The organism is Halosolutus sp. YCN4, from assembly GCF_059736495.1.
On record NZ_JCASSM010000003.1, the window covers coordinates 57,165 to 70,089 of the forward strand.

Annotated in this window: 10 protein-coding genes; 4 read left to right on the forward strand and 6 right to left on the reverse strand. The window is 58.2% G+C overall.

Features of this window, described 5'->3' with window-relative positions:
- Positions 1 to 263: 263 nt before the first annotated feature.
- From AC6I6X_RS10925 to AC6I6X_RS10945, 5 genes are all read right to left on the reverse strand, one after another.
- Entirely contained in the window at positions 264 to 929 is a 666-nt protein-coding gene (locus AC6I6X_RS10925; RefSeq protein WP_497930557.1) for an HD domain-containing protein, read from the reverse strand.
- Between the two features lie 231 nt (positions 930 to 1,160).
- Positions 1,161 to 2,753, reverse strand: a complete 1,593-nt coding sequence (locus AC6I6X_RS10930; RefSeq protein ID WP_497930558.1) for a class I adenylate-forming enzyme family protein — start codon at positions 2,751 to 2,753, stop codon at positions 1,161 to 1,163.
- A gap of 45 nt (positions 2,754 to 2,798) precedes the next feature.
- Complete coding sequence (locus tag AC6I6X_RS10935; RefSeq protein WP_497930559.1) at positions 2,799 to 3,299, reverse strand: acetone carboxylase subunit gamma; 501 nt, start codon at positions 3,297 to 3,299, stop codon at positions 2,799 to 2,801.
- 6 nt (positions 3,300 to 3,305) lie between these two features.
- Positions 3,306 to 5,549 (reverse strand): hydantoinase B/oxoprolinase family protein, encoded by a 2,244-nt coding sequence (locus tag AC6I6X_RS10940; RefSeq protein ID WP_497930560.1) that lies wholly within the window; start codon positions 5,547 to 5,549, stop codon positions 3,306 to 3,308.
- Entirely contained in the window at positions 5,546 to 7,699 is a 2,154-nt protein-coding gene (locus AC6I6X_RS10945) for a hydantoinase/oxoprolinase family protein (protein WP_497930561.1), read from the reverse strand. The genes AC6I6X_RS10940 and AC6I6X_RS10945 overlap by 4 nt, the downstream gene beginning before the upstream one ends.
- A 230-nt stretch (positions 7,700 to 7,929) precedes the next feature.
- Between AC6I6X_RS10945 and AC6I6X_RS10950 the strand changes: the two genes are divergently transcribed.
- The 3 genes from AC6I6X_RS10950 (at position 7,930) to AC6I6X_RS10960 (ending at position 11,555) form a co-directional block, all read left to right on the forward strand.
- A complete protein-coding gene (locus tag AC6I6X_RS10950; protein WP_497931280.1) occupies positions 7,930 to 9,138 on the forward strand; it encodes an acyl-CoA dehydrogenase family protein in 1,209 nt (402 codons plus the stop codon).
- 616 nt (positions 9,139 to 9,754) lie between these two features.
- Positions 9,755 to 10,660 carry a site-specific integrase gene (locus AC6I6X_RS10955; RefSeq protein ID WP_497930562.1) on the forward strand — a complete coding sequence of 302 codons (906 nt, stop codon included), beginning with the start codon at positions 9,755 to 9,757 and terminating at the stop codon, positions 10,658 to 10,660.
- Positions 10,661 to 10,703: 43 nt separating this feature from the next.
- A complete protein-coding gene (locus AC6I6X_RS10960; protein WP_497930563.1) occupies positions 10,704 to 11,555 on the forward strand; it encodes an IS5 family transposase in 852 nt (283 codons plus the stop codon).
- Between the two features lie 282 nt (positions 11,556 to 11,837).
- Here AC6I6X_RS10960 and AC6I6X_RS10965 read toward each other — a convergent pair whose 3' ends face one another.
- The gene (locus AC6I6X_RS10965; protein ID WP_497930564.1) at positions 11,838 to 12,182 is read right to left on the reverse strand and encodes a hypothetical protein; all 345 of its coding nucleotides are present in this window, start codon (positions 12,180 to 12,182) and stop codon (positions 11,838 to 11,840) included.
- 425 nt (positions 12,183 to 12,607) lie between these two features.
- On the opposite strand from AC6I6X_RS10965, the gene AC6I6X_RS10970 reads away from it, so the two are divergent.
- Positions 12,608 to 12,790, forward strand: a complete 183-nt coding sequence (locus AC6I6X_RS10970; protein ID WP_497930565.1) for a DUF7987 family protein — start codon at positions 12,608 to 12,610, stop codon at positions 12,788 to 12,790.
- Positions 12,791 to 12,925: the final 135 nt, after the last annotated feature.

A 12,925-nucleotide genomic window follows, 5' to 3' on the forward strand; every position in this document is an offset into this window, starting at 1 on the left:
TGTTTGAGCGTTCAGTAGCCGGTAACCTTCGTCAGGGCCATCGACCTCGGCCGCGTTGCTGTCCGCGTCTGCAGCGGTGCCGCCTTTCCGGCATGGTTCCGTCACGGGCTGCATGGCAATGTCGAGACACGAGATCGCGAAAGGAGCGACCGCAGAGGCGTTACTGTGTGTACGAACGCAGAACCACGGGGTGGCGGGCTGGCGCTCTCTCTTTCGGTGCCCCGCTAAGCTAATCTGGCAGAACGAATCGCCCCTGCGTTGCGTTAGTCGGTTGTGTCGACCCCGAGTTCCGCGCGGAACTGGCTGAAAAACGCCTCCATGAACTCCCATCGCGACGTGCCGAGTTGGCGTCCCGGTGACGTGTACAGTGCATCCAGTCGCTCTCTGGCCCACTCCCGAAGGAGCGACACATCCGGTCCGTCTGCCGGCTCCATCTCAAGCGTCGCTGGGTCGTCGAGAACAGCATATTTTTCCCCGGCGCGACCGGATCGCTCGCCGACGAGACAGGCCAGCCGAATGAGCCCGCGGGCGCCGACAGCATCCAGTTTGTCCGCGTCGAAGAGCACCTTCGCTTCGCGCGTTTCCGGCTCCGAGGATGAGGGGCGAATACTGTGTGCTCGAAGGCAGTGCTCGATCGCTTCGATTTGTTCGGCCGGCACCGATTCGGCCGCCAGCAGTGTTGCCGCTTCATCTGCGGCCCAGTGTCCGTGATTGTCAATCTCGCCAGTCCGTTCCCGTGGCCGGCCAATGTCGTGGAACCACGCCGCTGCTGACAGTACGTCTCGGTTCACACTGCCCTCGCACTCGGTTGCTAACCGCAGTGCGAGATCATGGACCCGCTTGGCGTGGAACCGATCATGTGCTGGGAGAGCCTCCGCGTAGTACGGGACGGCCAGCTCTCGAGCAAGGGGCCTTACTGCCGGTGTCATCGGAGAGAGTACACAGTTGAGTTTCAGATAGCTTAGTCGCTATGAAATATCTAGAGAGGCATTTGACTACCTGATCCACGGTATGTGAGAAAGGAGCTCGTGAGGGAATCGTCGGCGCCGCTATTTCGCTCCTGCGGTTAACCGCGGTCGGTTCTCGTACTCGGTCACCCCTGGCTGCCAGCCGGATATTACGGGACGCTAAAAGAAACACCATTCCCCGCCGCAGTCAGATTAGCCGATCGCTCGATCCTGATCCTCCCAGTACCGATCTCTGAGCGCGTTCTTGTCCATTTTTCCGTACGGCGTTTCCGGGATCTCCGAGACGAAATCGACGCTTTTCGGTTTCTTGTAGTCTGCAAGCTCCTCATCGGCGAAGGCGAGGAGGTCTTCTTCGAGCGATTGCGTGTCGGGGCCGTCCTCGGCTGGGATCGCGATCGCTTTGACTGCCTCGCCCCACTCGTCGTGCGGGACGCCGATGACAGCAACCTGGCTCACGGCAGGGTGTTCGATAAGAACGTCTTCGACTTCGGTCGAATAGACGTTCATTCCTCCCGTGATGATCATGTCGCTGGTCCTGTCGAGTAAGTACACGTACCCGTCGTCGTCGATTGTCCCGATATCACCGGTCCGAACCCATCCGTCGTCGGTGAGCGTCTGCTGGGTTTCTGCCGGGCGCTCGAAATACTCGTCCATTACGTACGGCCCCGTCGCGAGGATCTCTCCTTCCTCGCCTCCGGGCAGTTCGTCTCCAGTTTCGGGATCGACGATTTTGACGTCCGTCATGAGACAGGGTTGGCCCGCCGACGAGAGGCGCTCGGTCAACTCACGCTCGATGGCGAGCTGGTGTTCGCGCTTGGGGAATGTGGTGATGAGGTTCGGCACTTCCGTCTGTCCGTAGAACTGCAGGAATACGGGTCCGAACGTGTCGATCCCCTCCTGTAATCGTGCCGGTGTCATCGGCGCGGCGCCATAGACGAGCGTGTCGATCGTGGACGTCTCGTAGTCGGACAATTCTGGTGAATCGAGGACGCGGTAGATCATCGTCGGCACCATGAACGTCCACGTCACGGCTTCGGCCTCGATCGTGGACAGGGCGACCGTGGTATCGAACCCGTCTCTGACGATGACCGTCGCGCCGGCGAGTACTCCTGCCCACAAGAACGCGCCGGCGGAGTGCGGTAGCGGCGTCATCAACAGCATGGTCTCGTCTTCGGTGATCCCAAGTTCCATGATGTGGGAGTACGCGTTCACCGTCATGTTCTCGTACGAGTGGAGGACGCCCTTCGGTTGCCCCGTCGTTCCGCCCGTGTAGTAGTGGCCCACGTACTCGGTCGGGTCCGGATCGACGTCCGGTGGAGCCGATCGCTCTCCAGTGAGGTCCTCGAAGGCTTCGAACCCCGTTGGAACTGATCCCTCGTCCGAAACGCCGATAATCGTCTCCGCGTGGTCCAGCGAGGGGCGCAAGTCCTCGACCGTCTCGAGGAACGCCGGGCCGCAGACGATCGTTTCGGCCCGGGAGTCGTTGAGCATGTACTCGAACTCCGTCGCGGTGAGCCTGTCGTTGAGCGGCACCTTCGTCGCGCCGGCCTTGATCACGCCAAAATCGGCGATGAGATACTCGAGCCGATTGGTCAGCATCAGCGCCACGCGATCGTTCGGCTCAACGCCGCGATCGGCGAGCGCGTGTGCGAAGGCGTTCGCTCGAGCGTCGATCTCGGCGTAGGTCAGCGACTCGTCTGCGAACCGGACCGCGACGCGATCGGCGTATTTTCTGAAGCTCTTCTCGAAAGCGGATTTCAGCGTTCGTTGGTTCGTGGTGGTCATTAACGGAAATTGGAAATCGGGTCGTCGAGTCTCGGGGTTCCGAGACTACTGCTTATCCGGTGCCGGTTCGCCGAGCCACTCTTCGTAGAACGTGTCGATGTCCGGTTGGAACTTCTGGAGGATCGGGTATCCGGCGGGGACCGCCTCGACGTCGAGCAGCGCGTAGCAACCCGGACAGAAGTACTCCCGAAGTTGGAACGTCCAGTCCGGGTCGGGCGTCATCAGTTCCGGATACAGATCGCTCGTTTCGTCTTGCTCCTCCCGAACGCGGATCTGGCAGTCCAGCTTCCAGTTGTCGTCGGCCGTACAGAGGTCGTGCCCGCATTCGGCCTTGACGACGCGGCCGTCGTCGCCTGCAACGACGAAGAGGTGGTCGTTCAACGGGACGAGGATCGTGTCGTCCCAGTCGACTCGGTCTTGGAGGACTTCGATCGTCGTTTCGAACCGCTCGGTGTCCTTCGGATCCGGAAGCACGTCGTCGCGGAGCTCGGACCAGGGTAGCGTGCCGTCGATCAGCTTCTCGATTTGGGCTTTGTCTGTTGCCATTGTGAATCACTCCTCGTTGATTTCGAAGTCTGCGGGGAGATCCCAGAAGTCGCGGAACTCGTCCACCCACGCGTCGTCGCGGTCGAACACGCCGCTGTACATCCACGTGACCGGCTCGCTCAGATCGCCGTCGATCAGTCGCTTGCGTTCGTCTTCCATGAACGAGCTGACCGGCCGGGATTCCTCGCGTCGCTTTTCCGTGATTTCCTCGCGTCGGTTCTCGGTCTGCTCTTCGTCGATCGTGAACTCGCGTTCGTCCTCGTCCAGGTCGCCAACGACGCCGTAGACGGTCTCGACCACGTCCGGGGTGTACACCTCGTCCTCGACGTCCGCTTTGAGGCGGTCGAACGGTCGGTCGAGCGGATCCCCGTATCCGGGGCCGCCGCCCATGTGGTAGTACACCAAGTCGTAGTTCTCGAACCGTTTCGGGAAGTAGAGGCCACGTTCGGTGCGGACGATCTCGCCGTCGACGTCCTCGTCGAGGTCGCCAGGGACTTTGTCGCCGATCGGGTACTCGGCGTCCGCGAACTGGTCTTCGACGTCCGTCTCGTGGGCGCGAACGGAGTAGTTCGTCGCCTGGGGGTAGCCGCCGTGCATCCCGGAGGTGCTGTTCGTAACCCCCGGCCGAACGTGTTTGTAGACCGAGACGTCGTAACTCTGATCCACGACCCGGATCGTCTCCCACCCGGCTCCGCCTCGATACTTCCCGTGTCCAGCAGTATTGGGTTTGATCTGCCGACTCAGGAACGGCAGCCCCTGTTCGATGAGTTCCCACTCCTCGATGTCTCCCATGTCGGTCTCGGGGTTCCACATCGTGTAGGCGTAATCGAGTCCGTCACGGACTGCACTCGCGCCCATGCCCTGACAGGAGAGGTCGAACGGTGCGATGGGGAAGTATTCGTCCGTGATCTCGCTGAACCCGCCCCCCTGAATTGTGTCCCCTGATTCGCTGTAGCCGGTATTGACCTCTTCGCGGAATCCACGCGCGAAGAACCCACGCGAGATGTTCTTCCAGACCGCTTGATACGTGGGCATGATCGACCCCCAGGAGGTGTGATAGGAGTAGCTGGGGTCCTGTGGGTTGACGACACTGCCTTCGGGGAAGTTTGCATCAACCGCGAAGTACGAACCGTCGTTGACTTTGCCGTCGTGGAGGAGACATTGGGTCAGCGACACCCACAGGCCGCCTTGCATCGATCCCTCGGCACAGTTGTAGGGGTGTGGGCCGGGCGGACTCGCTCCGGTCATATCGAGTGAGAGTTCCCCGTCGGCGTCGACTTCGATCTCGACCGGCAGGTGATTCAGCATATCCTTCTGCGAGACTGGGTCGCCACTCTCCTCCTTGAAGGGGACCGGCATGAAGCTGACATCCCGATAGGTTCCGGGGAAGAGCCGCTCTCTGACTCGGGATTCGAGCGTCTGTCTCCCTTCTTCGACTGCCTCTCGGGCGAACTTCTTGTAGTTCTCGACGCCGACTTCCTCGACCATCTCCGTGAGTGCGTCGCGGATCATGTGGCAGCCGGCGAGCCGGCACTTCTCGTCGAGGTCCCAGAACATCGGTGTCCGGGTCCCGCGCTGAGCGCGGTCCTTCCAGTCCTGATAGATCTCGTCGTTTTCGCCGATCTTCTCGCACGTCGCGTATAGGCCGTCGTCGTACCGGCTCGTCGAGGCGACCTGGTCGTGACCGCGCGTCGAGCCGCCGATATCAACCTCGTGAGTGACGCCGTCAGCCCACGCGATCAGTTCTCCATCGTGGAAGATCGGCACGATGGTGTGGACGTCCGTGGTGTGAACGTTCCCGATGTCGTTATCGTTGTTACAGAAGATGTCCCCGGGCTGGATCGTCCGGCCGTGCTCGTACCCCTGTTCGATCATGTACTTGATCGCGAGGCTACCGGTATGAACGTGCACGATGATCCCGGTCGACGTGGCGATGCAGTCGCCCTCCGGCGTGTACAGCTGGAACGCGAGCTCGCCGATCTCGCGGACGATCGCCGACGCGCTGACGTGCAGCGCCGTTTCCCGGGCGTTGACGAGAGCGCCGCGGAGCCGCGCGAACATGCGCTCGTAGCGGAACGGCTCCTCTTCCTTTAGTTCGAGCGTCTCGCGTCCGTAGTAGCGGCCGGTCTCCTCCAGGAGTTGCTCGCTTTCGTCGAGCATCTCTTGGAGCGTATGGTCGTCCCAGCCGATCGGGGGGTCGACGGATGGGTGCGTTTCTTCGGTGACGTCTGAGAGTGGGTCGTGACTCATTGTTCCGTGAGGTGGTAGATGCGGTTGTTGTCGAGCGGTGCTTCGTAGCCGGGCGGGACGAGGATGGTCGTCGCCGGTGCCTCGATCACCGAGGGGCCAGTCACTGTGTTCCCCGGCTGGATGTGTTCCATCTCGAGGATCGTCGCCGCATGCCAGTCGCCGTCCCAGTAGATGTCGCGTTCGCCCTTGTGCGCCCTCTCGGACGGTTCGTCGGCTTCGACCAGATCATCGTCCGGAATCGACGGTTTCGGCGAGGGGGCGACGCCCGTCCCGACCGCGACGGTAACCATGTACCCGAGTTCCGGGCTCTTCGCCGCGCGCTTGAACACCTTCGCGAACTCCGCTTCGTACGTCTCAATCAGCCGATCGAGATCGCTCGCCGCGAGCTCACCATCCCACATGTCGTCCGGGATGGCGATTTCGAGATCGTCGAGCATGCCGGCGTACTGCATGCGGACGCCGGGGTTGAACGCCGTCTCGTCGGGATCGATATTGTCGCGCTCGAAGGCCGCAGTCGCCTGGTCTTTGAGGCCCTGGAACGTCTCAGTGAGCACTTCGGCGGCCTGTTCGGCATTACTCATGTCCGGTTGAATGACGAGATCGAGTGATCTGTCGTACCGATAGGAGTAGTCGGCTGTCGAACAGCCGAAGGCGGAGAAGGCAGCGGCCCACTCCGGAATCAACACGTCCTGGAACTCGACCGGTCGCGTGTATCCCGCTGCGTGCAACGGTCCGCCACCGCCGTACGAAACGAGGGTGTAATTCTCCGGCGAGTATCCAAGCCCCAGAATCATCCCCCGGAGTTCGTTCGTCATGTTCCGTTCGACGATATCGAGTACGCCCCGCGCGGTTTCGATTGGGTCCTGATCGAGCGGCTCGGCGATCTGCTCCGCGATATATTCTTCCGCACGCTCGACGCTCAGCGGGATGTCCCCACCGAGGAAGTAGTCGGGGTTGATGTACCCGAGCATCGCCGTGCAATCCGTAACGGTCGGCGTTTCCAGGCCGGAGTCCTCGTTGGACACGCCGACAAGATATCCCGCACTGTCGGGACCGACTTCCAGTCGATTGGACGTCCGGTCGACGCGAACGTACGATCCGGTTCCGGAGCCGATCGTATCCATCGCAGCCATGGGGATGTTGACCATGAACTTCGCGAGCGACTGGTCCCAACGGGTCGGATAGTGACCTTCCGTAATGAGCCCGACATCGAAACTCGTCCCCCCGACGTCTGAACAGACGAGGTTCGAGATCCCCAACTCGTCGGCGAGGTACTCGCCGCCGAAGATTCCGCCGATGGGCCCTGATACCATCGTTTCGACCAACCAGTCGTGGTTGGGGGCGACCGTTCCTCCGGAAGACGTCAGGACGCGGAAGGGCGCCTCGTACCCACGCCCTTGTAGCGCATCGTCGATATTCTGTAACTGTTCGCGCGAAGGTTCGACGGCGTATCCCTCGAGCACGAGGCTGTTAAGTCGTGGAAGCTCACCACGGACCGGATTCTGGTCGCTCGAGAGCCAAATCGGCGTCTCGTCTCCGCGTTCGGCTTTGATCTCTTCGGCGATCTCCTTGATCCGCTGTTCGTGTGCTGGGTTCTGGTATGAAAAGAGCAGCGCGACACAGATGACGTCTAAATCCTTGTCGAGCAACTCCTCGATCGCGTCGTACGCTTCGGCCTCGTTGAGCGGCACCATCTCGGTACCCGTAAGCCGGATGCGCCCCCGTACCCCTCTAACGTTCTCGCGCGTGACGATCGGGTCTGGATGTTCGTGTTCGCGTGCGTGCAACCGGCCAGCATACGAGAGGTCTGCCCACGACTGAATGCCGCGGCCGAATCGATGAGCGTCTTCGAACCCTCGGTTCGTGATGAGACCGATTTCGGCTTCCCCCTCTCGTTCGAGCAATCGGTTGAGCATCGCTGTGCCCGAATACACTGTCCCTCGAAGTGACCCCGACCCGTCCCTGATTGACGTGTCCCACTTTCCGAGGGCGTCGTTGAACGAGTCGATGACCCCGTCCGATTCGTCTTCCGGTGTTGTTTGTGCCTTCCCGACCGTATATTGTCCCTGCTGATCGACAGCGAACGAATCGGTCATCGTTCCACCAGTATCCAGAGCCAATAACTCTGGATTGTGTCGTGTCGAGTCCATGTGTTTTGCTACCAACCACCAGTTCCGGCCACATCAGCGGTGTTAAAGATGATTTATAGATTCTGACCATTGCAGGGTAGATGTTTCCTAGTAGTCACAGATGGTACAAGGCGAACAGGGAACGACTCGTCTCCACGAGAGTTGAAGACAGATCACGGCTCCCACCCAACAGTCACAGTGTCCCGAGTCACCACTGTTATATCGGCTATGATGGTTGGGAGCATATGCATATCGAGTACGATGAGCCCGAGAGCGCAGTCAAATTCGCAGACCGGACGAAACGATTCATCCGAAACGTCGTCATTCCCCGGGAACGGGACGAAGTGCTTCGGGGAGGTGATCTCTCTACCGAGACCATCGATGAATTACGGGAAGAAGCGCGAGACCGAGAGATCTATGCCCCCCAGATACCAGAAGCGTACGGTGGGCAGGGATTGAGTTTCCGCGATTCGCTTCTCATGTTCGAAGAAGCCGGGAAGAGCCTGCTTGGGCCGGAAGCACTCCGCGTGGATGCACCCGACGAAGGAAACATGCATACGCTTCTCATCGCAGGGACGGAACAGCAGAAAGACGAGTGGCTCCAACCGCTCGTCGCTGGGGAGGTGACCTCTGCGATTTCGATGACAGAGCCTCTGCAAGGCGGTGGATCAGATCCGAAACTGTTGAAGACCACTGCCACGCGAGACGGTGATGAGTGGGTGATCAACGGCCACAAGTGGTGGACATCCCAGGGCGACGAAGCGGACATCTTGTTCGTCATGGCGAGGACGAACGAGGATACACACCCGTACGAAGGGTGTTCGTTCTTCATTGTCCCAACGGAGACGGCTGGTGTCGAAATTGAACGAAACGTCGCACACGTCGGCGATTCATGGGGGATGAATCATCCAGAGGTTAGCTACGACGACGTTCGGGTTCCCGCTGAGAGCCTCCTCGGTGATCGAGATGAGGGATTCACGATCGCCCAACAACGACTCGGTCCGGCCCGGCTTACCCATTGTATGCGGTACTCCGGGATGGCCGAGCGCGCTATTGAAGTCGCTAAAGCGTACATCAGCGAGCGAGAGGGATTCGGGAGCAAGATTGCTGAGAAACAGGTTCCAAGGTTCGATATCGCCCGCGCAGAGATGCAACTACACGCAGTCAGAACGATGATTCGGCACGCCGCTGGAGAGATCGAACGTGGCAATCAAGCCCGGATCGAGGTTGCGATGTGCAAAGTGTTCGCAGCGAACGTCGTAAATGAAATTATTGACACGACGGTCCAGCTCTGTGGAGGCAACGGGATTGCAAAGGACCTTCCGCTCGGATACTTTTACGAAGACGTGCGTCCGTTCCGTATTTTCGACGGCCCTGATGAAGTCCACCTCCGGACGATTGCCAAAGCCGCGTTCGAAGACGTCAACAAAGAGGAGATCGCTACAGTGACTCGATTCTAACGCCGACGCTACTCGTTTGTCTCGTCATCCATCACGGGGCAACGACGCGTCGTGTCGCTGGCTTTTAAGATCCCCCCATTGTTCTGTTAGAGGCAATGACCGGGGTTCAAATCCCCGTCGGAGCACTCATCCTTCCGTCGTCCCCTGGTTTTGAGCTGTGGCGATCGGTGTTCGATAATGCCACCCCAGGGCAAATACATTAGACGGACTAGCATAACCCGCCGACGTATAGCGATTCGACCGTATTGTCCGGCATCCACACTCGCCGGATTCCGAACCCCGCGATGGCCTCGACATCCGTCAGACCAGAGCGCATCTACCGGTGAGATACCTCTTCAACAGAACGGAGGGAATCGATTCGGTCGGGTGACGCTGACGGGTTCACTAAGGACTGAGTTTTTAATTGTACCACAGTCCTTCCGACAGTGTCGCGGCACACGGACGACGTTCGGGATGTTTGATGACCATGACCGAGTTCGAGCCCAGGGAGCGATCATAGGGGTAGCCGCGAGGAAGCGACCACCGTTCGGTTTGGTTTGTGATTCGGGATTCGGTCCTCGTGAACCAACTACCATTTGGGGAGAGCCCATTCCCCGAAGGCAAGGAGGGCGATTCGATGAGCGGTGACGAGTTGGACAAACTCACCCTCGTTCCTGGGCCAACGGAACAACAACTCAACGAACGCCAGCTCGTGGATTACCGCACCCAGCGGAAGGACTGCCTCAGATGGTTGCTACGGTTCGGTAAAGATCCGGATCACGTCGAGGGGCATGCTTTCTCGACGGTCAAGACCCGAGCGAATCGAATGGATATGTTCTATCGGTGGGTCTGGGAACAAGAGCAACGCTATGTCACGGACATCACCCACGACCACGCTGACGACTACATGAAAGCGCTCGCGTACCGCGATACGAGCAACGCAGACAAGTCGAACCATCAGAAAGCGGTCCAGATGCTGTTCAAGTGGCGCGAACACGAACACGGTTTGGATTCGTGGGAGCCTTCGATTACCTTTTTTTCAGCGGATACTGCGAGTCAGCCACGCGACTTCGTCACGCTAGAAGAGCGTCGGAAACTTCGCGACGCAGCGCTCGAGTACGGAAGCGTACCTGGTTACAACGACCTCTCTCCTGAGAGCCGTGATCGGTGGCGGGCGCATCTCGCTCAGCGCTTCGAGAAACCGAAATCGGAAGTGACGCCCGAGGATTGGAAGCGGGCAAACGGTTGGAAGGTCCCGTCGCTAGTCGCGACCAGCCTCGACGCTGGATTGCGTCCGATCGAAGTTGAACGCGCCCGCACCCACTGGGTTGATGCTGAGAACAGAGTGTTACGCGTGCCGAAGGAGGAGAGTTCGAAGAATCGTGAGCATTGGCGCGTCAGTCTTCAGAATCGGACAGCACAGATGTTAGCTCGATGGCTATCTGAGCGCCAGGCGTATTCCGCGTATGAAAATACTGATGCGCTCTGGTTAACACGTGAGGAAAACCCATACAGATCCCGTTCGTTAAAGTGGCCTTGTTGAAACCCTTGCTGACAAACACGACAGGTGAGTAGCTAAAGAGGAGATGGATGCTCTCCCGAAGTCACGGCTTCTTCGATTCGTTGAACGGGCTATGGTGTTGGCTTGCCGTGCTGTCAACCGGTTTTCGACTCGCTATTCGCGAAAGCGGTTCACGCTCCGGCAACACGTTGTCTTGCTCTGTCTCAAGGTGAAGAAGACGACTACGTACCGTGACCTCGTCGATGAACTCATCGAAATGCCCCGCATTCGTGACGCTCTCGATATCGATTCGATTCCGGCCCCCTCGACACTCTGCAAAGCGTTCGACCGCTTGGAGATGGCGGTCTGGCGGGTTCTGCTGAACGTTTCACTCGCGGACCTGCCGCTCAACGGCGTCACTTGCATCGATGCCTCCGGATTTGAGCGAGCACATGCCTCAACACACTACACGAAGCGTACGAACCTCACCATTCAGCAGTTAAAAACGACGCTATTAGTCGATACGGCGACCAACGCAGTACTCGACATTCATGTAACGACGACACGAAAGCACGATACGCAGATTGCGCCACAGATGGTGAAACGGAACACAGCGTCCATCGCGGTGTTGACCGGTGACAAGGGATACGACGACCAGAAACTCCGGCGGCTCGCCCGTGACCACGATATTCGGCCACTCATCAAGCACCGTGAGTTCACCTCACTCCACAAGGCGAGGAATGCGCGGCTGGACAGCGACCTCTACCATCGCCGAAACATGAACAAGACGGTCAACGCGGCAATCAAACAGAGATACGGGGCCTTCGTGCGCTCACGTCTCTGGTGGAAGCAGTTCCGTGAACTCGTCATCAAGTGCGTCGTTCACAACCTCGAACGGGGGCTCGCTATTGCATCCGAGGAGGGAAAATGTCAGTGATTCCGAGAGGAACGGGCTGCTGAATATAGAGGCTGGGCCTTGTTTAGACGCTCCTGAATGGACGAGTCAGGAGTCCCTTCGTCTAACCAGAATACGGTGGTGACCACCTCACGGTCCAGTTTCGTACGTAGAGAACAACGCGTGAGAGCCGATTGTTTCCGCATCTAAACACGGCCTAGAGGCTGTATTCAGCACTCGACCACTGTTGGTCTCACGCTTTCGCTGACAAATCAATTGCTCAGTAGCACTGCGTATAGAGCGATGATGGCGATGGTCTGATCTTCACTCATAACAGAGATGGCCAGCACCATCATACGGTTCGCATTCGTTCCAAACAGCGTTCAATCCGCTATCCACGTGAACACTGGCCCAGTAGCATCCTCCGTTAAGGTCTTCATCGGCTCCAATGCGTACGGTTTCGTCGGTTCGTTCATGCTGTGCTGTCACGACAAAGTTTTCCATGTTGTCAGGATCCCATGTACAGTTGATAAACTCGGTACCAAAGACATTCTCACCATCATCGGTCGTTGACGCCGCCTCAACATCCACCGTGGAATCATAGACCGAGGTGCCATTTTTTCTCACAGTAATACTGACCTGTTGAGTTTGTTGCGTGAAATTTTCCACTCGGACTCCACCGAGTTGGATCTCAGATTGTGTTCGCAGACTACAGCCTGCAAACCCGATCAGACTGATAACTCCAGAGTGGATAATCTGGCGACGATATCTACTGGAGGGCATACATTCATTATTTTTGATGGGTTGACAGAAAACTATTTCGAACAGTTACCGAGCCATGAACAGTAGGCCGAGGAGAAAAACGACCAACTTGCCTATGATACGTGAGCGATTGTTTATCTCCCAGATTGATCTGTCTATACTCCGTACTGAGCGGTCGCACCAGTCTCAATCAGACCAATCACTCGTGCAAGACTCGCGCGCTATATTCAACACTTGGTTCTTGTCAGACCCTGAGGATTTCAAAGCCTGATCTGGTGATCTAGCTCTATTCCACCAGAAGGGACTTATTCTACATTGATGATATACCGGGCATGGTTTCCCGCGAAAACAAGGTAATCGCGCTCTGTATCGCGCTTTCGATCCTCATCTTAGGTATTGTTTTGATGGTGTCAGATCCGCCAACCTGGATTTCTGGGACGATTGTAATCGGTGTCGGTGTGATCGCTCCGCTACTGGTCAATGGGTATCTCGATAGTCAGAAGGCAGGAAGTTGATCATCTGTTAGCCTCGGCTGTCTTTCCAGACAATGAGTGCTATTCCAAGAAATAGGCTCTGTTGAAATCCTTAGAGAGTGATACGTTCTCGTGGTCGTGGTGAACATAGAGGGTAAGTGCAGCACAATAATTCAA